At 71.1% G+C, this 25,910-nt stretch carries 21 protein-coding genes and 1 pseudogene; 5 read left to right on the forward strand and 17 right to left on the reverse strand.

Features of this window, described 5'->3' with window-relative positions:
• Positions 1-49 precede the first annotated feature (49 nt).
• From ABZ893_RS07885 to xylB, 7 genes and pseudogenes are all read right to left on the reverse strand, one after another.
• Positions 50-516, reverse strand: a pseudogene (locus tag ABZ893_RS07885) (IS5 family transposase); the annotation flags it as partial.
• Positions 517-702: 186 nt separating this feature from the next.
• Positions 703-4,092 (reverse strand): S8 family serine peptidase, encoded by a 3,390-nt coding sequence (locus ABZ893_RS07890; protein WP_361398506.1) that lies wholly within the window; start codon positions 4,090-4,092, stop codon positions 703-705.
• 228 nt (positions 4,093-4,320) lie between these two features.
• A complete protein-coding gene (locus ABZ893_RS07895; protein ID WP_361398509.1) occupies positions 4,321-5,349 on the reverse strand; it encodes a helix-turn-helix domain-containing protein in 1,029 nt (342 codons plus the stop codon).
• A 950-nt stretch (positions 5,350-6,299) separates the two neighbouring features.
• A complete protein-coding gene (locus ABZ893_RS07900) occupies positions 6,300-7,823 on the reverse strand; it encodes an aldehyde dehydrogenase family protein (RefSeq protein ID WP_361398511.1) in 1,524 nt (507 codons plus the stop codon).
• 55 nt (positions 7,824-7,878) lie between these two features.
• The gene (locus ABZ893_RS07905; RefSeq protein ID WP_361398514.1) at positions 7,879-9,177 is read right to left on the reverse strand and encodes a GAF domain-containing protein; all 1,299 of its coding nucleotides are present in this window, start codon (positions 9,175-9,177) and stop codon (positions 7,879-7,881) included.
• Positions 9,178-9,338: 161 nt separating this feature from the next.
• Positions 9,339-10,526, reverse strand: coding sequence for an ROK family transcriptional regulator (locus ABZ893_RS07910; protein ID WP_361398517.1), 1,188 nt, complete (start codon positions 10,524-10,526; stop codon positions 9,339-9,341).
• Between the two features lie 78 nt (positions 10,527-10,604).
• Entirely contained in the window at positions 10,605-12,044 is a 1,440-nt protein-coding gene (gene xylB, locus ABZ893_RS07915; protein ID WP_361398520.1) for a xylulokinase, read from the reverse strand.
• A 143-nt stretch (positions 12,045-12,187) separates the two neighbouring features.
• Here xylB and xylA point away from each other — a divergent pair, with 143 nt between their 5' ends.
• Entirely contained in the window at positions 12,188-13,354 is a 1,167-nt protein-coding gene (xylA, locus tag ABZ893_RS07920; protein ID WP_361398523.1) for a xylose isomerase, read from the forward strand.
• Between the two features lie 96 nt (positions 13,355-13,450).
• Here the strand turns inward: xylA and ABZ893_RS07925 are convergent, their stop codons facing one another.
• From ABZ893_RS07925 to ABZ893_RS07945, 5 genes are all read right to left on the reverse strand, one after another.
• The gene (locus tag ABZ893_RS07925) at positions 13,451-14,845 is read right to left on the reverse strand and encodes an NADP-dependent succinic semialdehyde dehydrogenase (RefSeq protein ID WP_361398526.1); all 1,395 of its coding nucleotides are present in this window, start codon (positions 14,843-14,845) and stop codon (positions 13,451-13,453) included.
• Positions 14,846-14,940: 95 nt separating this feature from the next.
• The gene (locus ABZ893_RS07930) at positions 14,941-15,405 is read right to left on the reverse strand and encodes an NUDIX domain-containing protein (RefSeq protein ID WP_361398529.1); all 465 of its coding nucleotides are present in this window, start codon (positions 15,403-15,405) and stop codon (positions 14,941-14,943) included.
• 273 nt (positions 15,406-15,678) lie between these two features.
• Entirely contained in the window at positions 15,679-16,944 is a 1,266-nt protein-coding gene (locus ABZ893_RS07935) for a cation:proton antiporter (protein WP_361398532.1), read from the reverse strand.
• Between the two features lie 4 nt (positions 16,945-16,948).
• Positions 16,949-17,434, reverse strand: a complete 486-nt coding sequence (locus ABZ893_RS07940; protein WP_361398535.1) for a TrkA C-terminal domain-containing protein — start codon at positions 17,432-17,434, stop codon at positions 16,949-16,951.
• 137 nt (positions 17,435-17,571) lie between these two features.
• Positions 17,572-19,113: an ATP-dependent DNA ligase gene (locus ABZ893_RS07945; protein ID WP_361398538.1), complete on the reverse strand. Its 1,542-nt coding sequence runs from the start codon at positions 19,111-19,113 to the stop codon at positions 17,572-17,574.
• Between the two features lie 252 nt (positions 19,114-19,365).
• Between ABZ893_RS07945 and ABZ893_RS07950 the strand changes: the two genes are divergently transcribed.
• Together ABZ893_RS07950 and ssuE are read left to right on the forward strand one after the other, a co-directional pair.
• The gene (locus ABZ893_RS07950; protein WP_361399006.1) at positions 19,366-19,449 is read left to right on the forward strand and encodes a putative leader peptide; all 84 of its coding nucleotides are present in this window, start codon (positions 19,366-19,368) and stop codon (positions 19,447-19,449) included.
• Between the two features lie 232 nt (positions 19,450-19,681).
• Positions 19,682-20,245: an NADPH-dependent FMN reductase gene (ssuE, locus tag ABZ893_RS07955; RefSeq protein ID WP_361398540.1), complete on the forward strand. Its 564-nt coding sequence runs from the start codon at positions 19,682-19,684 to the stop codon at positions 20,243-20,245.
• A 14-nt stretch (positions 20,246-20,259) separates the two neighbouring features.
• Here ssuE and ABZ893_RS07960 read toward each other — a convergent pair whose 3' ends face one another.
• The 3 genes from ABZ893_RS07960 to ABZ893_RS07970 form a co-directional block, all read right to left on the reverse strand.
• Positions 20,260-21,786 (reverse strand): MFS transporter, encoded by a 1,527-nt coding sequence (locus ABZ893_RS07960; RefSeq protein WP_361398543.1) that lies wholly within the window; start codon positions 21,784-21,786, stop codon positions 20,260-20,262.
• A 71-nt stretch (positions 21,787-21,857) separates the two neighbouring features.
• Complete coding sequence (locus ABZ893_RS07965; protein ID WP_361398546.1) at positions 21,858-22,349, reverse strand: glutathione peroxidase; 492 nt, start codon at positions 22,347-22,349, stop codon at positions 21,858-21,860.
• 9 nt (positions 22,350-22,358) lie between these two features.
• A complete protein-coding gene (locus ABZ893_RS07970; protein ID WP_361398549.1) occupies positions 22,359-23,168 on the reverse strand; it encodes an ABC transporter permease in 810 nt (269 codons plus the stop codon).
• 84 nt (positions 23,169-23,252) lie between these two features.
• Here ABZ893_RS07970 and ABZ893_RS07975 point away from each other — a divergent pair, with 84 nt between their 5' ends.
• On the forward strand, positions 23,253-24,338 hold the full coding sequence (locus tag ABZ893_RS07975) for an S-(hydroxymethyl)mycothiol dehydrogenase (RefSeq protein ID WP_361398552.1): 1,086 nt from the start codon (positions 23,253-23,255) through the stop codon (positions 24,336-24,338).
• On the forward strand, positions 24,338-24,970 hold the full coding sequence (locus tag ABZ893_RS07980; RefSeq protein WP_361398554.1) for an MBL fold metallo-hydrolase: 633 nt from the start codon (positions 24,338-24,340) through the stop codon (positions 24,968-24,970). Before ABZ893_RS07975 ends, ABZ893_RS07980 begins: the two co-directional genes overlap by 1 nt.
• A 72-nt stretch (positions 24,971-25,042) precedes the next feature.
• Here ABZ893_RS07980 and ABZ893_RS07985 read toward each other — a convergent pair whose 3' ends face one another.
• Positions 25,043-25,450 (reverse strand): ATP-binding protein, encoded by a 408-nt coding sequence (locus ABZ893_RS07985; RefSeq protein ID WP_361398557.1) that lies wholly within the window; start codon positions 25,448-25,450, stop codon positions 25,043-25,045.
• 98 nt (positions 25,451-25,548) lie between these two features.
• Positions 25,549-25,833, reverse strand: a complete 285-nt coding sequence (locus ABZ893_RS07990; RefSeq protein WP_361398560.1) for a hypothetical protein — start codon at positions 25,831-25,833, stop codon at positions 25,549-25,551.
• Positions 25,834-25,910 lie beyond the last annotated feature (77 nt).

Here is a 25,910-nt window from a genome sequence, read left to right on the forward strand (position 1 = left end):
CGAGGACCTTGAGATCTTTTTCTACGACTGAAAGGCCATCTCTTCACCGTCATCGCCTTGCCCAGATGAGGATGGCTGCGAGGTGGAGTGCGGCCTGGTAAACGATGGCGAGCTTGTCCGTTCGCCTGGCCAGGCCGCGCCACTGTTTGAGCCGGTTGATGCACCGCTCGACGGCGTAGCGCTGCTTGTACGCCTCGGCGTTGAAAGCCGGTGGACGACCGCCGGCGCGGCCCCGCCGCAGCCGGTGGCCAACCTGGTCGGACGGCTGGGGGATGACAGCGCGGATTCCGCGTCGGCGGAGGTGATTCCGGATCGCGCGGGATGAATACGCGCGGTCCGCCAGGACGGCCTCCGGCCGAGTCCTCGGTCTTCCGGGACCGTTTCGCGGAACACGGATGGTCGCCATGACGGTCTCGAAGGCCGGGGCGTCGGCCGCCTGGCCTGCGGTGACGCGAAGGGCCAGGGGGGTGCATGACTGTCGCTGGCAAGGTGGACTTTCGTGCTCAGGCCACCTCTGCGGGAGTCGGACCCAGCGCGTCCGACAGTATGGTGCTCCTCCGCCTGTGCCCTTGGGCTCGTTCACCGTTCATAGGCTTACCTCGGCGCAGTCGTACGCCCTGAGGTTCCTGGTGAGGCAAGGGGCAAGCTGACCGGCCGGGTGGGCCGCCTGTTGTGGGCGGCCCACCCGGCCGGACGATGTGGTTAGCGCACGTCGTAGGCGCGCTTGACGGTCTGGGTGACCGCGTTGCCGTTGGTGTCGGTGAAGGTTGCCTTCATCGTGACCTGCTTGCCGGAGGCGCCGGTGTGGTCGAGGACGGCCGTCCACTTGCCGTCCTGCTGTTCGGTCGGTGCCTCGGTCCAGGTGGCGCCGTCGTCGTAGGAGTAGGACAGCGAGGCCGACTTGATCGCGCCGGGGGTGTACCCGGCGTGGCCCTCGACCGACAGGCCGACCTTGATGCCGCTCTGCGCGGGCAGGGTGTTCAGGCCGTCCACCGGCAGGTCGTACGCCGGGAAGAGGATCGGCAGGCCGCGCGAGTAGACGTCCGGCTCCCGGTGGGAGCGGAAGCTCCAGGTGGTGGTGACGGCGGTGGAGCGCAGCCAGTTCCGGTCCGAGGTCGGGATCTTCTCCAGGTTCTGCGTGAGTTCGTACGCGGAGTCCTCGGCCGGCACCTTGAACACGCCGTCCGGCCAGGCGCTGGTGGCGATCTTCTCGCCGTTGCGCTTCAGCACCAGGTTGCCGAGGTCGCCGAACGACCCGCCGGAGGACCAGTGGTCACCGGAACTGTCGAGCCACAGTGCGGTCTGGATGCCGATCAGGTTGTCCTGCCGCTCGGCGGTCAGCATCAGGTTGCCGTCGGCGTCGCGCGGCGCGGCCGGCCGCAGGGGGCCGCCGTACCACTCCTCGGCACTGCGCTGTCCGGCCCGGTAGACGCGCTCGTGGTCGCTCATGAACGCGGCGAAGGGGAAGCTGGTCATCGCGCCGTGGAACCAGGCGTCGTCACCGGTCGTGTAGAAGGCGGTCCGGGTACCGGGCACATGGACCGCGCCGAACGGGCTCACGGGGACGTAGGCGTTGCCGCTCCAGGAGGGGCGGATGAACATCGCGTCGATGTAGTCCGCCTCCTTGCCCATGCCCTTCCACGTCTCGTCGACCCGGGCCAGCTCGGAGTCCTTGGGCTTGTAGACCTGGTCGGACTGCAGCGGACCCTGGGTCGGGAACGACAGGTTGTAGACGTAGGGCGAACCGTTCTCCGAGCCGGTCGCGCGCCAGGTGGGCCGGAACTCGAAGGTGCCGTCCTTGGCGCGTCCGTCGACGTCCGCGTAGAACTTCTGGACGCCACCGGTGGCCGTGAGCGATCCGCTCACCTGCCAGGTGTCGTCCCATGTGCGGGCGTAGCTGAAGGTGGTGTTGTTCACCTTCGAGGGGCGGTCGGTGTGCAGGCTCAGCTGGTGGGCCTTGCGGGCGTCGAGGACGACGGTGGTGTCATGCGTGATCCGCAGCTGCGGGCGCGCCAGGTAACTGACGGATTCGGGCTGGTTGTTCGCGTCGTACGTGCCCACGAAGCTGCTGAGGACGAAGTCGCCGGGGCGCACGTTGTACGTCTGCTCGGTCGCGCCCGAGTTGTTGCGGCGCTCGCCCTTGTTGGTGTCGAGACTGACCAGGTCCAGGGAGGTGGGCCCGGTTGCGGGCTTGCCGTTGCGGTCGATGACCTTGACCCGGAGGGTGACCGTTTCCGGCTGGACGTAGAGCGTGACCGGCACGGAGACGTGGACGTCGTCGCCCGTGGCCAGGATCCGGCCGGTGACCGCACCGTACTGGGCGGCCTTGAGCTGGACGGTGGGGTCGATCCGCAACGGGACCTGGATGGTGGCCCCGGCGGGGACGGTCACCTTGCCCTCGTCCAGCTTGACGATGCCGGAGTGGACATCGCTGCCGTCGTTGCCGTGCACATCGCCGACCCGCAGGCTCAGCTTGAGGTCGGTGCCGCTGGTGTTGGTGAAGGGCACCTGAACGGTGTTGCGGTCCGCGGCGCTCTGCGGCCAGTTGTAGCTGCCGGCCTGGACGGCGGGCGCGGAGAGCACCTTCTGGTGCACTGCGGCGAACACGTCGAGGACGCCGCCGCCGGTCTGGTCGGCACCGGCGACCTGGCCGCCGGTGCGGGCGGAGGAGACCAGGTCGGCCTTGATCTGCTGTGCGGTCCAGTCGGGGTGGGCCTGACGGACGACGGCCGCGGCGCCCGCGACATGCGGGGTGGCCATGGAGGTGCCGGACATCGTCTGGTAGGCGTAGACACCGCGGCCGCCGGCGTTGGCCGCCGATATGCCGACGCCGGGGGCGGAGATCTCGGGCTTGAGGGTGTGGGTGACGGCCACGGGACCGCGGCTGGAGAATCCGGCGGTGGTGTCGTCGCGGTCGACGGCGCCGACGGTCAGCACGCCGGGCACGCAGCCGGGCGAGGAGACGGTCTCGGTGTTCGGGCCGGCGTTGCCGGCGGCGACGACGAACAAGGTGTGTGTGTTCTGCGAGAGCTGCTTCGTGGCCTGGGCCATCGGGTCGCTGCAGTCGCCGATGCTGGGGTTGCCCAGGCTCATGGAGACGACATCGGCCTTCTGGTCGACGGCCCATTGCATGCCCGCGATGATCCAGGAGTCCTGGCCGTAGCCCTGGTCGTTGAGGACCTTGCCGATGAGCAGGGAGGTACCGGGGGCGACGCCCTTCTTGCGGCCGTCACTGGCCGCTCCGGAACCGCCGACCGTGGAGGCGGTGTGGGTGCCGTGCCCCTGCCTGTCGTCGGTGGTGCTGGAGTCCGTGAAGTTCTTGGCCTCGCCGACCCGGCCCACCAGGTCCGGGTGCTCGGCGTCCACGCCGGTGTCCAGCACGGCGACCTTGGTGCCCTTGCCGTCGTAGCCCTCCGCCCACGCCTCCGGGGCGTGCACCTGCGCGGTGGACCGGTCCAGCGTGGTCTTGACCTTGCCGTCCAGCCACAGCTTCTTCACCGTGGAGCCGGAACGTGAGCGGGGGTTGGTGACGTCCTGCCAGAAGGTGGCGGCGGTGTCCTTGCCCGCCTGGAGCGCGACGCCGTCCACGGCCGGGAGGCTCAAGCCACGCTCGGCCCCGCGAGGAGCCGCCGGCGCACTGTCGGCGACGCTCACACTCTTCTGGTAGGTGGCGATCAGCGGCAGCATGTCGGTGTGCGCGTCGTCGTAACCCTGGCGGATGAGCCCGGTGACGTTGAACAGCTGCTCGTCGACCTTGCCCTCGGCGATCGCCTGGGCGGCGTCCCCCGGGTAGACGTAGAGGTCCTTGCCCATCTGATAGGTCTGGGCCATCGGCTGCGTGCCGTCCTCGCGTGGCAGCAGGGCCGCCGAGCTGCGGCCGGAGGCGTCCGTGGTCACCACTACCTTGTCGCCGGTGACGAGCGTGACCGTCGTCTGCTTACCGCCCGCTGCCGCGGTCCGGCTCCCGACGATGGGTCTCTTCCCCGAGGCCCCGTCAGGTGGCGCGTCCGCCGCCCCTGAAGGCGTGACCGCGGTGACAGCCAGGACGGTGGCGGTCGCCGCGCCCAAGGCTATGCGGGTTATGGGGCGCATGAATCTCCTAGTTGCCGCAGTGAACATGCCGTGTTGGGGCTGCAGCCTGTCAGACATGCGGACGACGTGGGGATGTCAGGCGTGGCGGATTTCCTGCATGACGGATCTCCGTCATGCAGTCACATCACTTGACAGACGGGCTCGTTGAGGACTGGAAGACCATCGGCAGCGTCTCTCGCGGGACGGCCACCGACGGACGCGGATTCCTCGTCCCTCGGACCGAGGAGGTCAGAGCCAGCCCGCACGTGAGGCGTGCCATCCGAGTTGCAGACGCGAGTCCGCTCCGGCGAGGTCCATCAGACGACGTGTCCTGCGCTCCACCGTGCGTATGGAGACGCCGAGTTGAGACGCCGCCCGCCGGTCGGAGAAGCCCGCCAGCAGCAGGGCCAGGACTTCCAGTTCCCCCGTGGTCGGCTGCTCGTCGGCTGTCGGCTCCGCAGACACACCCGTAGCGGTGGTGTGCAGCGGCCGGGCCTGGGCCCATTCCTTCTCGAAGAGATGGACCAGGGCCGTCAGCAGACCACTGCGGTGCACCACGATCGCGCTCGGCTCGCCATCCGAGTCCGCCATGTCCAGTGGCACCATGGCGCGTTCCCGGTCCGAGATGACCATCTTCAGCGGCAGAGAGTCGACCAGGCGGAGCTCGAGTCCTGCCGTGATGGCCGCGCGTACATCCCTCGCCACATCGGGACCGTCGAGGTAGTCCTTGGCCGCCACCACCCGGAAGTCGACTCCGCGATCCAGTGCGACACTCTCCGACATGTCCGCGTCCTCGCGCGCCACCGCGACGGGCTCGCCGACGAGGAAGAGGAGCAGCTCCCGCTGGGCTCCGCGCTCCAACTGATGGAATCGGTGAGCGACTTGCTCCACGCCGACCACCACCTCCACGACACCGCCTGCGGACTGTACGGCGCTGCTGCGGTACTGCTCGATGAGAATCGAGAACGCGCTCTCGGCCTGGTGCAGCGCATTGCGCTGCTCGACCAGGAACGGGGCCAGGGCCACTGAGGGTGGTGTGAGCCGGTAGCGGACGGACTGAAGGGCAGCCCTGCCGTCGGCTGAGTCAGGTGCCCCCCTGTCGGCTTCGGTGGCGACCGACACCAACCCTCGTGTCTCCAGGCCCGCCAGGACATGGACGGTCTCGGCCGCCACGAGTCCGGCCTCCCGGGCGAGTTCCTGCGCGGAGGCCGTCGGCCGGGCCATCAGTGCCGTGTAGACGGCCTCCTCGGTCGGCCCCAGTCCCAGCGCCTGCAGCATCCGGATCCTCCTCGCGGCAACTGCGCTGTTCGGTCCTTACCGCAGGTCGCACGGACCGAGCGGACTTCCCTCGGTCGAACTCTAACTCGATGTCCTGCTGCCACCACCGACTGTTCACGACCGCAGCCGTCCCTCGCCCCGGCTGTTCTTCCGTCCGTACGGAGAATGCAGACCAGACCTGGAGAACAGGCGAATCAGCCGCCTTAATGCAGACAGTTGAGCATACTGGGGCATGACAGGCTCGTTTCCTGCACCGGTAGCGACCGAGGGGGAGGTCGACATGCCCATGTCCGGGCAGCAACGCGCACAGGTGTGGCGCGCAGCTTCGGGCCTGGGCGCTGCCGCGCCCCGGCCTGTGTGTGCCCGTGTGGCCCGGTGGCTCGACCTGACAGCGGAGGGCAGCGGACACGTGATCGCAGCAGGCGCTCGGTCCGCTTGGCCTGCCGGGCCAGCGCGCGCACCTTTGCGCTCTGGCCGCCGAACTGGCGTCGGCTCGCGATGAGTTGCTCGTGTTCCTCCAAGGTCAGGGCGACCGCCTCGCGGCCACCGAGGATGATGTGACGCGGCCACGGGTGGCTTCCTGCAGGTCCGCGAGATGAGGAGGCGTCTGCAGGAGATGGTCTGACCCGCGCGTCTTCGTTCGATCCGGCAAGTCTCAGGTTAGCTCCGCAGCTACCGGGACTTGAGCCGTGTTCGGTGGGCGCGTGTGCGGACCTGGGGCGGGTGGCGGCTGGCCTGGCTCCGGGCAACCCGACTCCGGGCCCTGGAAGAACTCGATCTTCGGCGCCGAGTAGGTCACCGCAGCGCCCCACCTGGTCCGTGGCTGGTCCGGGACGGGCGCAGCTTCATAGTGAACGGGTCCGGAAAGTTGCTGAGCGGTCACGGATAGTGGCTGCGCCCTGTGGGTGCCTGGACGGGTAAAGGTCCCTCCAGGCACCCAACTTGAGGCTCTAGAAGAACCCAAGCTTCTTCGGGCTGTAGGAAACCAGAAGGTTCTTCGTCTGCTGGTAGTGCTCCAGCATCATCTTGTGGTTCTCGCGGCCGATGCCCGACTGCTTGTAGCCGCCGAAGGCCGCGTGGGCGGGGTAGGCGTGGTAGCAGTTGGTCCAGACTCGGCCGGCCTGGATCGAGCGGCCCGCTCGGTAGGCCGTGTTGATGTCGCGGGTCCAGACGCCCGCGCCGAGGCCGTACAGGGTGTCGTTGGCGATCTTGATGGCGTCGTCGTAGTCGTCGAAGGACGCGACCGAGACGACCGGGCCGAAGATCTCCTCCTGGAAGATGCGCATCCGGTTGTTGCCCTCGAAGATCGTGGGCTGGACGTAGTAGCCGCCCGCGAGTTCACCGTCGTACTCGATGCGCTGGCCGCCGGTCAGGACCTTCGCGCCCTCCTGCTGGCCGATGTCCAGGTAGGAGAGGATCTTCTGGAGCTGGTCGTTGGACGCCTGCGCGCCGATCATCGTGTCCGTGTCGAGCGGGTTGCCCGCCTTGATGGCCTCCGTGCGGGCGACGGCCGCTTCGAGGAACTCGCTGTAGTGGCCCTGCTGGATGAGCGCGCGGGACGGGCAGGTACACACCTCGCCCTGGTTCAGCGCGAACATCGTGAAGCCTTCGAGCGCCTTGTCGCGGAAGTCGTCGTCCTTCGCCCACACGTCGTCGAAGAAGATGTTGGGCGACTTGCCGCCCAGTTCGAGCGTGACCGGCTTGATGTTCTCGGACGCGTACTGCATGATCAGCCGGCCCGTCGTCGTCTCGCCGGTGAACGCCACCTTCGCGACGCGCGCGCTGGACGCGAGCGGCTTGCCTGCCTCGACGCCGAAGCCGTTGACGATGTTGACGACGCCCGCCGGGATCAGGTCGGCGACCAGGCTCAGCCAGTAGTGGATCGACGCCGGGGTCTGCTCGGCCGGCTTGAGGACGACCGCGTTGCCCGCCGCGAGCGCCGGCGCGAGCTTCCAAGTCGCCATCAGGATCGGGAAGTTCCACGGGATGATCTGCGCCACCACACCGAGCGGCTCGTGGAAGTGGTACGCGATCGTGTCGTCGTCGATCTCGCTGAGCGAGCCTTCTTGGGCGCGCAGCGCGCCCGCGAAGTAGCGGAAGTGGTCGATGGCGAGCGGGATGTCGGCGGCGAGCGTCTCGCGGACCGGCTTGCCGTTCTCCCAGGTCTCGGCGACGGCCAGCTTCTCGAGGTTGGCCTCCATCCGGTCGGCGATCTTCAGGAGGATGTCGGCGCGCGCGGTGGGCGACGTACGGCCCCAGGCCGGTGCCGCGGCGTGGGCCGCGTCGAGGGCGCGCTCCACGTCCGCTTCGGTGCCCCGGGCGATCTCCGTGAACGGCCGCCCGTTCACCGGGCTCGGGTTCTCGAAGTACTGGCCGAGCGCCGGCGGCACGTACTCACCACCGATGAAGTGGTCGTAGCGGGCCTGGTAGGAGACGACGGAGCCGTTGGTGCCGGGCGCTGCGTAAAGGGTCATCTTGGCTGGCCTCCCGATGTGGGCCGCCCGTCCTCGGGCGGCTTTCGCTCGGAGGCTATGGGCGGGGACGTTGCAGGTACGTTGCGTACGCCGACGGGGTGCCCGGCGCGGCCTGCTCCGCGTCGAGCTCGCGCAGGCGCGCCAGCACGGGCGGCGTCGGACGCAGCGTGGCCAGGGTCCGCCACACGTCCAGATCCTCCTCGCCCCACGGCGCGTGCGCCCAGTCCGCGAGCAGGTCCGGGTCGCCCCGCGCGATGAGCGCGGCCCGCATCTCGTCGCTGAGCCTGCGCCGCACCCGTACGACGGCCGGGGCCTGCGAGCCCGGCAGCAGCGGCCCGCCGAACGCCGACGCCGCCGCCGTCACCGCGCCCGACCCCAGGCGCCGCTCGACCGTGCCGAAGTCCGTCTCGACGGGCGCGGTCAGGCGGTACGGGCGTGAGCTGAGGACGTCCGGGCCCAACACCCGGCGCAGGCGCGCCAGTTCGGCCCGCAGCGTCACCGGGGTCACCGACTCGTCCTCGTACAGCGCGCACAGCAACTCGTCGCCGGTCAGGCCCTCGGGGTGGCGGGCCAGGAGGACGAGGATCTCGCTGTGGCGGCGGCTGAGGCGGATCTTGCGTCCGGCGCAGGTGACGAGGAGTGCCTCGTCGCGGCCGAGGGCCGTGAGCCGGAGGCTGTCCGTCTCGGACGGGGGCGGTGCGAGGAGCGCGAGCTGTGACTCCGCCGCGCGGGCCACCGCCTGCACGAACGCCAGGCTGTGCGGGTGGGCGAGTCCGTCGCCGCCCGTGATGTCGACGGCGCCGAGGAGCCGTCCCGAACGCGGGTCGTGCACGGGGGCCGCCGCGCACGTCCATGGCTGGACCTCGCGGATGAAGTGCTCGGCGGCGAACACCTGGACGGGACGGTCGACGGCCACGGCTGTGCCCGGCGCGTTCGTCCCCATCGCCGTTTCCGACCAGCGGGCGCCCGGTACGAAGTTCATCCGGTCGGCCAGCCGCCGCGTCGTCGCGTCGCCCTCGACCCACAGCAGCCTGCCGTGCGCGTCGCACACCGCGAGAAGATGCTGGCCGTCCTGCGCGAACGTGCCCATGAGCTCACGGAACAGCGGCATCACCCGGGCGAGCGGATGCTCCGAGCGGTACGTTCCCAGGTCGCCGTCACTGAGCTCGACCGACGCCGACGCGTCCGGGCTGACGCGCGCTCCGGCGGAGCGCCGCCAGGAGTCGGCCACCACGGAACGCACCGGCCGGGACACGGTCCCCCCGGCGGTGAACGTCTCGTGGGCGCGGCGCAGGATCCGTACCCGCTCGGACGGATCGGTGCCCGGCTCCAGGGCCACCCATGGATCGGTCAATTCGGCCTCCCCGGCGGGCGATGCGGCGGCGCATCGCTGTGGGGACATCGTGACCCCCGCGCCGCGACCGGACAAGCGTGCCGACACCTATCGGCACGGAAGCATCACAGAGGGTGGTGTACGCGTCAGGCTTCCCCCGGCCGACGGGGTCACCGAACCCCCTACCCACCCACCCCCACCGGATCATCCAGAACCGCCCGCACCGCAGAATGCGCCGCCCCCAACAGCGGCCCGTCCGGGCCCAGTCGGGACACCATCACCCCGTCCGCCGGCGTAGCCGTCCGGCGTTTCAACTCCCGTTCCAGCGTGGGCAGAAGCCACGGCGCGAGGCGTGAAAGGGCGCCGCCGAGCACGACCGCCCGCGGATCGAGGAGATTCACCGCCCCCGTCAGTGCGACGCCCAATGCCGATCCGGCGCCCCGCAGCGCGCGTCGTACGTCCTTGTCGCCCTCGGCCGCGCGCTCCGCGAGCAGCCCCACCCGGTCCTCCCCAGGGCCGATGCCCGCCGCGCGCAGCACCGCCTCCTCGCCCGCGTACTGCTCCACGCAACCACGGCCACCGCACGGGCACACGGGCCCCTCCGGACGTACCGGTACGTGGCCCAGCTCGCCCGCGAAACCGCGTGTGCCCCGCAGCAGCCTCCCGTCGACGACGAGCGCCGCTCCGATGCCGATCTCGGCGGAGACGTGCAGGAAGTCCGCGGGGGTGTCGTTGCCGAGCCAGAGTTCGGCGAGGGCACCGAAGTTCGCCTCGTTGTCGACGGTCAGCGGGAGATCGGTCGGCAGGAGGGCCGAGATGTCGGTGTCGTGCCAGTCGAGGTTGGACGCTCGGACCACCGTGTGCGTGTCGCGTGCCACGAGGCCGGGCACCGCGACGGCGAGGCCCGAGGGGCGCAGGCCTTCTTGCTCGGCCTGGTCGGTCACCTGCCGGATCAGGACCGCGAGTTCACCGAGTACGGGGCCGGGCTCGCGGCCGCGATTGGCGACACGGACCTCGGCACGCGCGCGTATCTCCCCGCTCAGGTCGACCACGCACGCCGCGAGATGGTCGACGCCCACCTCGGCCCCGACCCCCGCGGGGCCGCGTCGGCTGGCGACGAGCGCCGAGCCGGGGCGCCCCACCCGGCCGGGCCGCTGCGGGCCGAGTTCCTCGATCAGGCCCAACCGGATCAGCTCGTCGACGAGCGTCGAGACCGCTGCTCGGGTGAGGCCGATGTGCCGCGCGACGGCAGCTCGTGACAGGGGGCCCTCGGCGGCTACGGAGTGCATGACCCGGGAGAGGTTGCGCCTCCGCATACATTGCTGGGTGTCGGGTGTGCCGGGCCGGGCCTCGTACAGCGGTGCGGTCATGCCTCCGGACGCTCCCATGAGGTTAGGGCCCACGTACGGGGCCTTCGGCCGTCCAGGAGTGCTCGGCCGGCCGGGTCGTCAGCGCGGGCCCCTGTTCAGGAGCGGGGCCGCGTCGGAGAGTACCCCGGAGATCCGCGCCAGCGCCGCCGAGTCCCGCTCAACGGGAGCGAGGACCGCTCCCCGAGCCGTGCCCCAGCGGCGCGCGACCGCCGCCGGATCCTCCCCGGTCAGCAGCCCCGCCGCCTGAGCCGCCGCACCCAGCGCGACCAGCTCACGCGCCTCGGGCACCTGCACGGCCCGCCCCGAGAGCCGCCGCACCGTCTCCTGCCAGGCCCCGCCCCGCGCCCCGCCCCCGATGAGCAACAGCGGCACCGACGGATCGGCGTCGGCATCGAGTACGAGGTCCAGCGCGCCCAGCAGCGCGTGCACGGCCCCGTCGTACGCGGCCTGCAACAACTGCCCTCCCGAGGTGTCGTGCCGCAGCCCGTGCAACACCCCTGAGGCGTGCGGCAGGTCGGGCGTGCGCTCGCCGTCCAGGTAGGGCAGCAGCGTGACGTCGCCGCCGGGTTCCACGGCCTCGCGGTCGAGGTGGAGCAGCGCGGCCAGCCGGTCTACGGCCTGGGTGCAGTTCAGGGTGCACGCGAGCGGGAGCCAGTCGCCGCGCGCGTCGGCGAAACCGGCGACGGTGCCGGTCGGGTCGGCGGGGCGGCGCCGCGACACGGCGTACACCGTGCCGGACGTGCCGAGGCTGAGGACCGGGGTGCCGGGCCGGAGCCCGAGCCCGAGGGCGGCGGCCGCGTTGTCACCGGTACCAGAAGCTACCAATGTGCCATCAATGAAAGGGAGTTGACCCGAAACCTGAACCGTGCCCGCCACCTCTCCCGGGCGAACGACCCGGGGGAGCAGCGCCGGATCGAGCCCCACGCGCGCGAGGACGTCCTCGTCGTACGCCTCTGTGGCAGATGCCCACCACCCCGTGCCGGACGCGTCGCCCCGGTCCGTCGTGCCGTCGCCGGTCAGGCGTTGCGTGAGGTAGTCGTGCGGCAGGCGTACGGCGGCGGTGGCGCGGGCGGCGTCCGGTTCGTGCTCGGTCAGCCACGCCCACTTGGCCACGGTGAACGAGGCTCCCGGCACGCTGCCCATCCGGTCGGCCCACACTTTCCCACCGCCCAACTCGTCCACGAGGCGCCGCGCCTGGGGCGCCGAACGCACGTCGTTCCAGAGCAGCGCGGGCCGCACCGGGCGCCCCCGCGCGTCCAGGGTGACCAGGCCGTGCTGCTGACCGCCGACCGACACGGCCGAGGCACGCCCGGCCGCGTCACCGCACTGCCGCAGCGCCTCGCACAGGGCCGTCCACCACTGCTCGGGGTCGCTCTCACGGCCTTGGCCCGTGCTGACCGTATGAGGCGCCTGCCCGCTCGCCACCACCGCGCCCGTCGCGACGTCGACGACCAGGACCTTGGTCGACTGCGTCGAGCTGTCCACCCCGACGACGAGTGGCCCCTCGGCTGATGACATCCGGCTCTCCCGTTCCCGAAGCACGTTCCCGAAACACGCCTTCCTGCGATGTTCCTTCCCAGTGGCACGCCCGCCCACTAATTTGTCAATCGACATGACGAAATAGCCGACGTGCTCGACGTGAACGGCGAGGGAGACGCGACATGACGTACCGGCCCACCCCTGACGACAAGTTCAGCTTCGGCCTGTGGACCGTCGGCTGGCAGGGGCGCGACCCGTTCGGTGACGCCACCCGGGCCGCGCTCGACCCCGTCGAGTCCGTGCGACGCCTCGCCGACCTCGGCGCCTACGGAGTGACGTTCCACGACGACGACCTGATCCCGTTCGGATCCTCCGACGCCGAGCGCGCATCCCACGTCAAACGCTTCCGGCGGGCCCTCGACGACACCGGCCTCATCGTCCCGATGGCCACGACGAACCTCTTCACACATCCCGTCTTCAAGGACGGCGCGTTCACCGCGAACGACCGTGACGTACGCCGGTACGCGCTGCGCAAGACCATCCGCAACATCGACCTCGCCGCCGAACTCGGCGCGCGGACCTACGTCGCCTGGGGCGGCCGCGAAGGCGCCGAGTCGGGCGCCGCAAAGGACGTACGCGCCGCGCTCGACCGCATGAAGGAAGCCTTCGACCTGCTCGGGGAGTACGTGGTCGGGCAGGGCTACGACCTGCGGTTCGCGATCGAGCCGAAGCCGAACGAGCCGCGCGGCGACATCCTCCTGCCCACCGTGGGCCACGCCCTCGCGTTCATCGAGCGTCTGGAGCGGCCCGAGCTCTACGGGGTGAACCCCGAGGTGGGGCACGAACAGATGGCCGGCCTGAACTTCCCGCACGGCATCGCGCAGGCGCTGTGGGCCGGCAAGCTGTTCCACATCGACCTCAACGGCCAGACCGGCGTCAAGTACGACCAGGATCTGCGCTTCGGCGCGGGCGATCTGCGCTCCGCGTTCTGGCTCGTGGATCTGCTGGAGAGCGCCGGTTACGAGGGGCCGCGTCACTTCGACTTCAAGCCGCCGCGTACCGAGGATTATGCGGGGGTGTGGGCGTCGGCGGAGGGCTGTATGCGTAACTATCTGATCCTGCGCGAGCGGGCCGCCGCGTTCCGGGCCGACCCGGAGGTGCGGGAGGCGCTGCGGGCGTCCCGCCTTGACGAGCTGGCCCAGCCGACCGCCGCCGGCGGCCTGGCCGAGCTGCTGGCCGACGAGGGGGCTTTCGAGACGTTCGACGTGGAAGGGGCCGCGGCGCGGGGGATGGGGTTCGAGCGGCTTGACCAGCTGGCGATGAATCACCTGCTGGCTGCGCGCGGCTGACAGGAACACGTGCTCCACGCGCGCGTAGCGACCGATTACGGCCCTCGTCAACTCTCGTGCGGGGGCCCGCCCAATACACGCGCCCGCCGCCAGGCGTTACGCCCCCACCCACACCGTCGTGATGTTGCAGAACTCGCGGATTCCGTGGGCCGCCAGCTCACGCCCGTACCCGGAGCGCTTCGCTCCGCCGAACGGGAACGCCGGGTGCGAGGCCGTCATGCCGTTCACATACACGCCGCCCGCCTCGATGTCGCGGGCGAACCGGTCGATCTCCGCCGTGTCGTGCGTCCATACGTTGGAACTCAGCCCGAACGGTGTGTCGTTGGCGAGCGCCACGGCCTCGTCCAGATCACTCACCCGGTACAGCGTGGCGACCGGGCCGAAGGTCTCCTCCAGGTGGATGCGCATGTCCTGAGTGATGTCGGTGATGACGGTCGGCTCGTAGAACCAGCCGGCCTTCGCGTACGCCTCGGGTCGCCGGCCGCCGCACAGGACCGTGGCCCCGGACTCCACCGCGTCGTCGACGAGTTCCTCCAGGTCCGTGCGGCCCTGCTCGCTCGCCAGCGGTCCCACCTGGGTGTTCTCGTCCATCGGGTCGCCGACCTTCAGGTCCCGCATCCCGGAGACGAACAGCCGGGTGAACTCGTCGTAGACGTCCGTGTGCACGATGAAGCGTTTCGCCGCGATACACGACTGCCCGTTGTTCTGCGTACGCGCCGTCACCGCGACCTGCGCGGCCTTCGCCACGTCGGCCGACGGCATCACGACGTACGGGTCGCTGCCGCCCAGTTCGAGGACGGTCTTCTTGACCTCGTCGCTCGCGATCGCCCCGACGGAACGCCCCGCCGGCTCGCTGCCCGTCAGCGTCGCCGCCGCCACCCGCCGGTCCCGCAGGATGCCCTCGACCGCCCGCGAACCGACGAGCAGTGTCTGGAAGCAGCCCTCCGGGAACCCGGCCCGGCGGAACAGGTCCTCCAGGTAGAGAGCGGTCTGCGGCACGTTCGACGCGTGCTTGAGCAGGCCCACGTTGCCCGCCATCAGGGCCGGCGCGGCGAACCGTACGACCTGCCAGAGCGGGAAGTTCCACGGCATCACGGCGAGGACGACGCCCAGCGGCCGGTAGCGGACGTGGACGCTCGCGGCGCCGGAGTCCTCGACGTCCGGCGCGGCGGGGTGCTCGTCGGAGAGCAGTTCCGCCGCGTGCTCCGCGTACCAGCGCATCGCCTTCGCGCACTTCGCGGCCTCGGCGCGGGCCGCCATGAGGGGCTTGCCCATCTCGGTCGTCATGACGCGAGCGATGTCGTCACGGTCCGCGTCGAGCAGGTCGGCGGCGGCCTGGAGCAGCCGGGCCCGTTCGAAGAACGTCGTGGTGCGGTACGTGCGGAACGTCTCGGCGGCGAGGGCGAGCCTGCGCTCGATCTCGTCGTCGGGCAGGGCATCGTAGACCCTGATCGTCTCGCCGTTCGCCGGGTTGACCGTCGCGATGGGCATGGGGGGTGACCTTTCCTCTGCGCGGTGCTTCGACCTTCCCGCGCCCCGTGCCGCCCCGCAACGCGGCGTGGACCGGGTGACCGACGCCGCGTACGTCAGACGTGCTCGGCGAGCCGGTCGAGGAAGACGGTCTGGGCCTTGACCATGACGGAGCGCGCCGCGTCGAGCCCGAGCCACGCCACCCGGTCGAGTTCGGGGAACTCCGCCGTACGCCCCGAGCCGCGTGGCCACTCCATGGTGAACGTGCCGGGCACGACGTCCGCCGGATCGAGGTCGCTCTCCACGGCCCACACGGTGACGTGCTTGCCACCGGACTGCACGACGCTGCCGAGCGGCACCGGGACTCCGTCGGGCGGCGCGAGCCCCAGCTCCTCCCGGAACTCCCGGCGCGCCGCCTCCCACGGCCCCTCGCCGTCCTCGTACTCACCCTTCGGCACGGTCCACGCGCCGGCCTCCCGGCGCGTCCAGAAGGGGCCGCCCATGTGCCCGAGCAGCACCTCCACGCCCTCGGGCGCGCGCCGGAACAGGAGCAGTCCCGCACTGCGCTTCTTGTAGGTCACGGGACCAGTGTCGGCGCGGGGCACGGAGACGGCGCCCTGCGCGCGACCCTCCGAGCACGTGCCCGGCCCGGACGGCGACCGCGAAGGTCGGTGTCCGGGCCGGGTGGCGATCACGAAGGTCGGTGTCCGGGCCGGGTGGCGATCACGAAGGTCGGTGTCCGGGCCGGGTGGCGATCACGAAGGTCGGTGTCCGGGCCGGGTGGTGACCACGAAGGTCGGTGTCCGGGCGGGGCGGTGACCACAAAGCCGGTGTCCGGGCGGGGTGGTGAAGGACTACGGCGCCGGGTTCGACGCCCGCTCGGACGTGCCGGACGCCTCCACCTCGTGCGCCTCCCGCGGCGAGGGCACCGTGCCCGTCGGCGCGGCCTGCGCGTCGCCGCGACGCAGCCAGCGGGAGACCCACAGCGCGGTGGGTTCGGTGAAGCGTGCCGTCAGCGGGCCGAGGACGACGAGGATCAGGACGTACGCCGTGGCCAGCGGGCCGAGGCGCGGCTCGATGCCGGCCGTCACCGCGAGGCCCGCGATGACGATCGAGAACTCGCCGCGGGCCACGAGGGCGCCGCCCGCGCGCCACCGTCCCTTGACGGAGATCTTCGCGCGCCGAGCCGCCCAGTAGCCGGTCGCGATCTTCGTGCAGGCCGTGACGACCGCGAGGGCGAGCGCCGGCAGCAGGACCGGGGGGATGCTCGCCGGGTCGGTGTGCAGGCCGAAGAAGACGAAGAACACGGCGGCGAACAGGTCGCGCAACGGCAGCAGCAGCGTGTGCGCGCCCTCGGCGACCTCGCCGGACAGGGCGATGCCGACCAGGAACGCGCCGACCGCGGCCGACACCTGGAGCTGCTGTGCGATCCCGGCGACCAGGATCGTCAGGCCGAGCACGACCAGGAGCAGCTTCTCCGGGTCGTCGTTGGATACGAACCGGGAGATGAGCCGCCCGTAGCGCACGGCGAGGAACAGGACGAGGCCCGCAGCCCCGAGCGCGATGGCCAGCGTGAGACCGCCCGCGGCCCAGCCGACACCGGCGAGCAGGGCCGTGATGATCGGCAGGTACACCGCCATCGCGAGGTCTTCGAGGACCAGGATGCTGAGGATCACCGGGGTCTCCCGGTTGCCGACGCGACCGAGGTCGCCGAGGACCTTGGCGATCACGCCCGACGACGAGATCCAGGTGACGCCCGCGAGGACGACGGCGGCCACCGGGCCCCAGCCCATGAGGAGCGCGGCGGCGGCGCCGGGCAGCGCGTTGAACGCGCAGTCGACGAGGCCCGCCGGGTACTGGGTCTTGAGGTTGCTGACGAGATCGCTGGCCGTGTACTCCAGGCCCAGCATCAGCAGCAGGAGGATGACGCCGATCTCGGCGCCGATGGCCACGAACTCCTCGCTCGCGCCCAGCGGGAGCAACCCGCCTTCGCCGAACGCGAGCCCCGCGAGCAGATAGAGGGGGATGGGCGAGAACCGGAGCCGTCCGGCCAGCCGGCCGAGCAGGCCGAGCGCCAGGATGATCGCCCCGAACTCGATGAGGAACACAGCGGAGTGCATCCGATCACTCCCGACCGAGTATCGTCGCGGCCGCTTCCACACCCTCGCGGGTGCCGATGACGATCACGGTGTCCCCGCCGGCGAGGCGGAAGTCGGGAGTGGGTGACGGTATCGCCTCGGCCCGCCGCAGGACGGCCACGATGGAGGCGCCGGTCTCGGTCCGCAGCTGCGTCTCGCCGAGCAGCCGGCCGTTCCAGTACGAGGTCGCGTGGATCTCGACGCGCTCGGCGACCAGGCCCAGGTCGGTGGTGTGCAGCAGGTTCGGGCTGTGGTGGGACGGCATCAGCGCGTCGATCAACGCCTCCGCCTCGCCGGAGGTCAGCTTCAGCGACAGGTCGCAGGCGTCCGGGTCGTCGGCCCGGTAGGCGCTCAGGGTGCGCCCGCCGTCGCGGTGCGCGACCACCGACACCTGACGATGGTCGCGGGTGGTCAGGTCGTACCGGAAGCCGATCCCCGGCAGTGGCGTACGGCTCAGACGTGAAGCGGCCACAGCTCTCCCCTTGTCCGTGGTTGATCCTGGGTGATACGTGGCGCCTGCATCTTCCGGGCGCCGGTTGCCACCTTATAGGCATCAATATTTGGCAAAGAAATGGTCTAGCCGGTGTGACCCTGTGCGATCGCCGGGGATCAGGCCGTCGGGTGCGCCGCGAGGACCGTCTCGACCGTGTCCGCCTGCCCGGCCGTCTTGTCCTCGCGATACCGCACGACCCGCGCGAACCGGAGGGTGACGCCGGCCGGATAGCGGGTCGACCTCTGCAGACCGTCGTACGCGATCTCCACCACCAACTCGGGCCGCACCGTGACGACATACCCGTCGTCGCTGACGGCCAGCTCCCGCAGCCGCTCGGTCTGCCACGTCAGCAGCGCGTCCGTGAGCCCCTTGAACGTCTTGCCCAGCATCGCGAACGACCCGTCCGCCCGCCGCGCCCCGAGATGCAGGTTCGACAGCTTCCCCGTACGCCGCCCATGCCCCCACTCCGCCGCGAGAACCACCAGGTCAAGCGTGTGTACGGGCTTCACCTTCAGCCAGGACGCACCCCGCCGTCCAGCGCTGTACGGAGCGTCGAGCGCCTTCACGACGACGCCCTCGTGGCCCCGGCGCAGCGTCTCGGCGAAGAACGCGTCGGCGCCCGCGCGGCCCGCCTCGCCCTCCCCGCCCGGTACGACGACCCGGCGCACCCGCAGGGCCTCCGGCACCAGCCGCGCCAGACGCGCGTGGCGTTCGACGAGCGGCAGGTCGAGCAGCTCGTCCCCGTCCGCGTACAGGGCGTCGAAGAACACGGGCGTCACCGGGACGGCCCCGGCGGCCGCCACCACGTCCACCCGCGACCCCACGCGCCCCGCGATCTCCTGGAACGGACGTGGCCGTCCCTCCCCGTCCAGCGCGATGACCTCCCCGTCGAGGATGAACCGGTCCGCGTCGAACCCGGCCGCCGCGGCCGTGACCTCGGGCAGCCGGTCGGTGATGTCGTCGAGCGTGCGCGTGTAGACCCGTACGGTGTCGCCGTCGCGGTGCACCTGGACCCGGATGCCGTCCAGCTTCTCCTCCACCGCGCACGCCCCGAGCTTGTCCACCGCCTCGCCGGGGGAGGCCGCGGTGTGCGCCAGCATCGGGAACACCGGGCGTCCGACGGTCAGCCGGAATCGGCCCAGCGCGTCCGGACCGTCGGCCAGCAGGGCCTGCGCCACCACCTGGAGCGAACCCGCCAGCATCACCGCGCGCCGCACGTCCGTCGCCGGGGCGCCGGTCGCGTGAGCGAGACCTTCGAGCGCCACCGCGTCGAGCGCACCCTGCCGGACCTCGCCGGTGAGCAGCCCGAACAGGAACCGCTGCTCGTCCTCGGTCGCCGCACCCATCAACTCCCCGACGAGCCGGGCGCGTTCGGCCTGCGAGCCCGTTCCGGAGACCTTGCCGAGAGCGGTGAGCGAGGCGTCGACGTCCTGGACGGTGAGCCGGGGTTCCGTGGCCGGTGCGACGCGCTCGCTCAGCGCCCGCCATCCGACACCGAGCCGTCCCTGGGGCAGCCGCCCCGCCAGGTAGGGGATGACGATCGGTACGTCGTCCGGCTCCGCGGCCCGGAAGAGTTCCGCGAGCAGCGCGGTCTTACGCGACCTGGCCGAGGCCGCCGCGACCTCCTGGGACACCTGCGCCAGCCGGGAGAACAGCATGGAGCCATCGTGCACCGGGCCCTGGGGCGGCGCACACGAATGCGCCGGTTGCGCCGCGATTCGCAGCCCGGTCGAGGTGGCGAATTCGCGCCGGAATTTCTGTGTGCGGCGCGGGATTTCCGCCCGAGGCGCCACTGTCCCCCGGGATTTCCGTCCGAGGCGCCGCTACTTCCCGGCAATTCTGTTCCGCTATGCGAGACCCTTCCACGGAATTCTTGACCGGCCCGCCCCGCCCCTGCTTGGATCGCTGGCATGAACACGGGACTGGACCTCACGCGGCGACGCCATGTCGACCTCGCACGCGTCTCCAGCGCGTTCTGTTGTCGCGCACGCTGACGTTCGTCGCGCACTCTGACGTTCGTCGCGCACTCTGACGTTCGTCGTACGCGCTGACGTGCCCCTCGCGCCCCGGCGCCGGAGCCGCCTACCTTGCCGCGGCCCACGCTGCCGACGTCATTCCGCCGGACGGATTTCCTCCCGCCCGGATTCCCGCACCGCCACTCCGTGAATTCGCGCTGCCCGAAATTCTCCATTCCGGCGTGCCGAATTCCGCCCTGAAGGGTCCGCCATGGCCACCGTTCTGTCCATTTCCGGAAGCCCGTCCGTCACCTCCCGTACGGCACGGCTCCTGCGCACGCTCGACGCGCGCCTCGAAGCGCAGGGCCACCACGTCCTGGCCCTCGACGTCCGCACGCTGCCCGCCGACGCGCTCCTCGGCGCCGATTTCACCCACCCGGCGATCGTCGAGGCCACCCGGCTCCTGGCCCGGGCCGACGGCGTGATCGTCGCGACGCCCGTCTACAAGGCCGCGTACTCCGGGCTGCTCAAGGCGCTGCTCGACCTGATGCCGCAGTACGGACTCGACGGGAAGACCGTGCTCCCGCTCGCCACCGGCGGCTCCACCGCACACGTCCTCGCCCTCGACTACGCCCTGCGCCCCGTCCTGAACTCCATGGGCGCCGGCCACATCGTTCAGGGCTGGTTCACCCTCGACAAGGACATCACCGTCGGCCGCGACGGCAGCGTGACGGTCGCACCTGGCTCGGCGGAGGCGCTGGAACGCGTCGTCGACCAGTTCTCCGCCGCCCTCGGCCGCCACACGGAGGCCCCCGTGCTCGCCGCCGTGGGCTGACCCTTCAAGGCCGTCTAGGGCCTGTCGTCCTCGCGTTGCCGTTCGTCCGGGGCGGGCTCCAGCGCGGGGGCGGCCACGCCCAGATGCGAGCGGCACTGCGGCTTCGGCGCCTTGTGCAGCCGCGGGCGTACGGCGGCCGGGCGGATGAACACGATGGCCGTCGCCGCCCCCAGCGCGAACAGCAGGGCACAGCCGAGCGCCGCCCGGTGGAACGAGGTGTTGACCGAACTAGGGTGCCGGTACGCGTCGCCTGACAGGCCGACGGCCAGCGGCAGCGCCGCCACCACGAGGAGCTGCGCGACACGGGCCGCCGTGTTGTTGACGCCGCTGGCGAGCCCGGCGCGGCCCGGTTCGACCGACGCCAGGACCGTGGCCGTCAGCGGCGCGACGAACACGCTCATGCCGAGGCCGAGCACCGCCACGGCGGGCAGCACGTCGGCCGCGTACGACGAGCCGGGGGAGATCCGCAGCATCAGGAGCACGCCCGCCGCCGCGATCACAGGTCCGGCCACCAGGGGCGGCGTCGGGCCCACGCGGCGGGCGAGATCGCCCGCGCGCGGGGACAGGAGCAGCATCAGGGCGGTGATCGGCAGCGTCGCCACACCCGCCTGGAACGCGCTGAAGCCGAGCGCGATCTGGAGCTGCACCGGCAGCAGGAACAGGATGCCGCCGATCCCCGCGTACAGGCACAGCGTCATCGCGTTGGTCGCGCTGAACAGGCGTGAACGGAAGAGGGACAGCGGGAGCATCGGCTCGGCGCGCCGCTGTTCCACGGCGACGAACGCGACGCCCGCCCCCACCCCGAGGACGGCGGGCAGCACCGTAGACACGAAGGACGCGCCGCCGGACGACCCGATGAGCGCGTAACTCACCCCCGCCAGACACAGGGCGGCGAGCACGGCCCCCACCATGTCGAAGCGGGTGCCCGCGAGCTCCGCCTCACGGCTCTCCGGGACGTGCCGCAGCGCGATCAGCACGACGACGACCGCCAGCGGCACATTGATCAGGAAGATCCACCGCCAGCCGGGCCCGTCGATCAGATACCCGCCGAGGAACGGCCCCAGAGCCCCCGCCACACCGGTCAGCCCCGACCAGGCGCCCACGGCACGCGACTGGTCGTCCGGATGGAACGAGGACCGTACGAGGGCCAGGGAACCGGGCGTCAGCATCGCGCCGCCGACACCTTGCAGCGCGCGGGCGGCGATCAGAACCCCTTGGTTGGGGGCGAGGCCGCAGAGGGCCGAGGCCGCCGCGAAGCCGGCCACGCCGAGGACGAGGGTGCGCCGCCGCCCGATCCGGTCGCCGAGCGCGCCGCCCCACAGGAGCAGCGCGGACAGCGTCAGCATGTAGGCGTTCACGACCCACTGCAGGGTCGACAGCGAGGCGCCGAGGTCCCGCCCGATTCTCGGCAGGGCGACGTTGACCACCGTGCCGTCGAGCATCGCCATCCCGGAGGCCAGGACGACACACGCGAGGATCCAGCGGCCCCTGTTCGAGGACAGCCGGATTCCTGGGACGGACTCGGCGGTTTCGGGCGTCATCGCAGCCATTGTCGAGGACGCGGGAGCCCGGCGCGAGAGCGCGGCCGGGCGCGCGCGTCCGGAAGTGACTGTTACTGCGGGAGCTGCGCCTCGATCACCGCGACCAGCTCGGGAGCGTCCGGCACGACCTGCGGCGAGAAGCGGGCGACGACCTCACCCTTGGGGGAGAGGACGAACTTCTCGAAGTTCCAGCGGATGTCGCCGTCGTGGCCCTCGGCGTCCGCCGTGCCGACGAGACGCTCGTACAGCGGATGCCGGCCCTCGCCGTTGACCTCGATCTTCTCGGTCATCGGGAACGTGACGCCGTACGTCGCGGAGCAGAACTCGGCGATCTCCTCGGCGGTGCCGGGCTCCTGGCCCATGAACTGGTTGCAGGGGACGCCGAGGACGGTGAAGCCGCGGTCGGCGTAGTCGGACTGGAGCTTCTCCAGGGCCGCGTACTGCGGGGTGAGCCCGCACTTCGAGGCCACGTTGACGAGGAGGACGGCCTTGCCCTCGTACTGGGAGAGGTTCGCGGGGCCGCCCTGGAGGGCGGAGAGTTCGATGTTCTCGTAGACAGACATGTTCGGATGCTAGGGCCTGTCGTGGCGAGGGGACGAGGCGGGCCGGGGATCGCGGTGCAACCGGCCGCGGGCGATCAGTTCGACCGATATCGCCACCGAGATCGCCTGCACCGCCATGAGCGCGATCAGGACGAAGAGCTGGACCGCGCCCGCCATGACCGGGGACGCGCCGCCGAGGAGCATTCCGACGAACGCGCCGGGCAGCGTGACCAGGCCGACCGTGCGGGTCTGGTCGAGCCCGGGGAGCAGGGCGTCGGACGCGGCGGGCCGGGCCACTTCGAGGCGGGCGTCGCGGTCCAGGAAGCCGAGCGCGAGGGCGGCCTCGACCTCGCCCTTGCGTGAGGTCAGTTCGTCGAGGGCCCGGCGCCCGCCGAGGACAGTGGCCGTCAGCGCGCCGCCGATCAGGATGCCGGTCACCGGGATCAGGGAGATCCCCTTGAACGGCAGCAGCCCCGTGGCGACCAGACCGGCCACCAGCGGGACGACCGGGCCCGCCACCGGCAGCGCCGCCCACACCCACGTCCCGTTCTGCGTGATGCGGCGCCCCGCGGTCCGCACGGCCACCGAGAACATGACCAGCAGGAATCCCAGCAGGGCGGTCGTGTAGTGGACCACCCAGCCGATCACCAGGGACACCACCCCGAGCTGGACGGCGGCCCGCACACCCGCCACGCAGATCTCGCGCGCCCGCCCGAACGACTCGTCCGGCGAGAGCCGGAACACGGCAGCCGTCCCGGCGGCGACCACGAGCAGAACGAACAGGGCCACGGCCAGCGCCGCATTGACGGGAAGCAGCGCTTTGGCCGCGAGTTCGCACACCTGGTCACCCTAGGTCCCGGAAAGCGCACTCATCTGTGAAGATGGCCGCGAACGACGTAACGAGTGAGTGGAGGACTGATCGTCATGGCGCAGCAGGTGAGAGGCGTGATCGCGCGGGCCAAGGGTGAGCCGGTGCAGATCGAGACGATCGTCGTGCCGGACCCCGGTCCCGGGGAGGCCGTGGTCAAGGTCCAGGCGTGCGGGGTGTGCCACACCGACCTGCACTACCGGGAGGGCGGCATCAACGACGGGTTCCCGTTCCTGCTCGGGCACGAGGCCGCCGGTGTTGTCGAGTCGGTCGGCGACGGGGTCACCGAGGTCGCCCCGGGCGACTTCGTCATCCTCAACTGGCGTGCGGTGTGCGGCCAGTGCCGCTCCTGTCTGCGCGGGCGCCCCCAGTACTGTTTCGACACGCACAACGCCAAGCAGAAGATGACGCTGCTCGACGGCACTGAGCTCTCCCCGGCGCTCGGTATCGGCGCCTTCGCGGAGAAGACCCTTGTCGCGGCCGGGCAGTGCACCAAGGTCGACCCGGAGGCGTCGCCTGCCGCGGCGGGCCTGCTCGGCTGCGGTGTCATGGCCGGCCTCGGTGCCGCGATCAACACCGGCAACGTCGGCCGTGGTGACTCCGTCGCCGTCATCGGCTGCGGCGGTGTCGGCGCCGCTGCCGTCACCGGTGCCCACCTGGCCGGTGCCGCCAAGATCATCGCGATCGACATCGACGACAAGAAGCTGGCGACGGCCAAGGAGCTCGGCGCCACGCACACCGTCAACTCCCGTGCCACGGACGCCGTCGAGGCCGTGCGCGAGCTGACCGGCGGCTTCGGCGCCGACGTCGTCATCGACGCGGTCGGCCGCCCGGAGACCTTCAAGCAGGCCTTCTACGCCCGCGACCACGCCGGCACCGCCGTCCTCGTCGGCGTGCCCACGCCCGAGATGCAGCTCGAACTGCCCCTGATCGACCTGTTCGGGCGCGGCGGCGCGCTCAAGTCGTCCTGGTACGGCGACTGCCTGCCCGCACGTGACTTCCCGATGCTGATCGACCTCTACCGTCAGGGACGCCTCGACCTCGACGCGTTCGTGACCGAGACGATCGCGCTGGAGGACGTGGAGAAGGCGTTCGACCGGATGCACACCGGCGACGTGCTGCGCTCGGTGGTGGTCTTCTGATGGCGGGCGCGCGCATCGAACACCTCGTCACGTCCGGCACGTTCTCCCTCGACGGGGGCACGTGGGACGTCGACAACAACGTGTGGATCGTCGGGGACGACAGCGAGGCCGTCGTGATCGACGCCGCGCACGACGCCGACGCGATCGCGGAGGCGCTGGGGGACCGGCGGCTCGTCGCCATCGTGTGCACCCACGCGCACGACGACCACATCGACGCGGCGCCCGCGCTCGCCGAGCGCACCGGGGCGCCGATCCTGCTGCACCCGGCCGACACGGAGCTGTGGAAGCGCAGGCACCCGGACCGCGCGCCCGACGGCGAACTGGCCGACGGGCAGCAACTGACCGTGGCAGGCGTCGAGTTGACGGTGCTTCACACGCCGGGGCACTGCCACGGCGCGGTCAGCCTGCACGCTCCGGCGCTCGGCACGGTCTTCACCGGTGACACGCTCTTCGCGGGCGGTCCCGGGGCGACCGGGCGGACGTTCAGCGACTTCCCGACCATCGTCGAGTCGATCCGGGAACGGCTGCTCACGCTGCCGGCGGAGACCGTCGTCCGTACGGGACACGGTGACAGCACCACCATCGGGGCCGAGGCGCCCCATCTCGAGGAGTGGATCGCGCGCGGCCACTGAGCCGTGAGCCGGGCCGGGCGGCGGGCATTGTGCTCTGCCGCCCGGCCCATCGATCCGTACATGGACCTGGCGTCAGGGCTGGGCCAGTACCGCCCGTACCGTCTTGCCGCCGTGCGGGCCTGCGACGATCGTCAGGTCGCGGGACAGGGCGTGCACCAGAGAGATGCCGCGGCCCGACTCGGCGTACAGGGGGACCGGCGGCGGAGTGAGGGACGGCAGGCGCGGGCTGTCGTCGTGGACCGAGACCGTCAGTTCGTCCGCGTTCAGGCACAGGCTGAAGCGGCAGTGACTGTCCTTGATCCGGGCGGCGTTGGCGACCAGCTCGGAGACGACGAGCATCGCGTCGTACGTGGCGTCGGCGCTGCGTCCCGCGAGGAACGCCCGGGTGAGCCGACGGGCCCAGAAAGCCGAGCCCGAGCCGTGCGGCAGAAGGTACTCCACGCGTGCGGGCCGCCGGTCGGCGCGCTGTGTCGCACGCATGACCATCACTCCTTCCGTTGCCGGGAGCGAGGGGTGCGCCCCGGCAACGAGCCCCATTCCCCGCCTGCTTGATCGCCAAGCAACCGCGTGGTCCGGGGTCAGTTCTCGCTCTCTGCCGGATGCGTCAACGTCTCCAGGAACCGCCGCAGCGCGGGCGGCCCCTCGCCGTAGCGTCCGCGCTCGACGTGCGGTATCGACAGCTTGCCGAGCCGGAGGTCCTGCATCTCGATGGCCTGGGCCAAGTGCAGTCGTTCCAGGGCGCGTTCAGCGGCCGTCTGTCGTACGTACTCGATCACCGTCACTCCCAGGTGGTCCGCGTGCGAGAGGACCGCGTCGTACTCGTCGGGCGTGAAGAGGTCCCGCAGAGGGGCAGTACCGTCCATGGCGGCATGATGCCGCTCCGGGCCGCCCCGCGTGGGCGTATGGCATATTCGCCGCCCGATCGCGTGGAGTGGGCCGC

Source organism: Streptomyces sp. NPDC046821, assembly GCF_040645335.1.
Taxonomy (GTDB): Bacteria; Actinomycetota; Actinomycetes; order Streptomycetales; family Streptomycetaceae; genus Streptomyces.

Coding starts and splice junctions, on each gene's coding strand:
- ABZ893_RS07925 (WP_361398526.1), bottom strand. CDS start 14,845: ATGCCCATCGCGACGGTCAACCCGGCGAACGGCGAGACGATCAGGGTC.
- ABZ893_RS07890 (WP_361398506.1), bottom strand. CDS start 4,092: ATGCGCCCCATAACCCGCATAGCCTTGGGCGCGGCGACCGCCACCGTC.
- ssuE (WP_361398540.1), top strand. CDS start 19,682: ATGGCCACCGTTCTGTCCATTTCCGGAAGCCCGTCCGTCACCTCCCGT.
- ABZ893_RS07950 (WP_361399006.1), top strand. CDS start 19,366: ATGAACACGGGACTGGACCTCACGCGGCGACGCCATGTCGACCTCGCA.
- xylA (WP_361398523.1), top strand. CDS start 12,188: ATGACGTACCGGCCCACCCCTGACGACAAGTTCAGCTTCGGCCTGTGG.
- ABZ893_RS07990 (WP_361398560.1), bottom strand. CDS start 25,833: ATGGACGGTACTGCCCCTCTGCGGGACCTCTTCACGCCCGACGAGTAC.
- ABZ893_RS07965 (WP_361398546.1), bottom strand. CDS start 22,349: ATGTCTGTCTACGAGAACATCGAACTCTCCGCCCTCCAGGGCGGCCCC.
- ABZ893_RS07975 (WP_361398552.1), top strand. CDS start 23,253: ATGGCGCAGCAGGTGAGAGGCGTGATCGCGCGGGCCAAGGGTGAGCCG.
- ABZ893_RS07985 (WP_361398557.1), bottom strand. CDS start 25,450: ATGCGTGCGACACAGCGCGCCGACCGGCGGCCCGCACGCGTGGAGTAC.
- ABZ893_RS07980 (WP_361398554.1), top strand. CDS start 24,338: ATGGCGGGCGCGCGCATCGAACACCTCGTCACGTCCGGCACGTTCTCC.
- ABZ893_RS07945 (WP_361398538.1), bottom strand. CDS start 19,113: ATGCTGTTCTCCCGGCTGGCGCAGGTGTCCCAGGAGGTCGCGGCGGCC.
- xylB (WP_361398520.1), bottom strand. CDS start 12,044: ATGTCATCAGCCGAGGGGCCACTCGTCGTCGGGGTGGACAGCTCGACG.
- ABZ893_RS07960 (WP_361398543.1), bottom strand. CDS start 21,786: ATGACGCCCGAAACCGCCGAGTCCGTCCCAGGAATCCGGCTGTCCTCG.
- ABZ893_RS07910 (WP_361398517.1), bottom strand. CDS start 10,526: ATGACCGCACCGCTGTACGAGGCCCGGCCCGGCACACCCGACACCCAG.
- ABZ893_RS07900 (WP_361398511.1), bottom strand. CDS start 7,823: ATGACCCTTTACGCAGCGCCCGGCACCAACGGCTCCGTCGTCTCCTAC.
- ABZ893_RS07935 (WP_361398532.1), bottom strand. CDS start 16,944: ATGCACTCCGCTGTGTTCCTCATCGAGTTCGGGGCGATCATCCTGGCG.
- ABZ893_RS07895 (WP_361398509.1), bottom strand. CDS start 5,349: ATGCTGCAGGCGCTGGGACTGGGGCCGACCGAGGAGGCCGTCTACACG.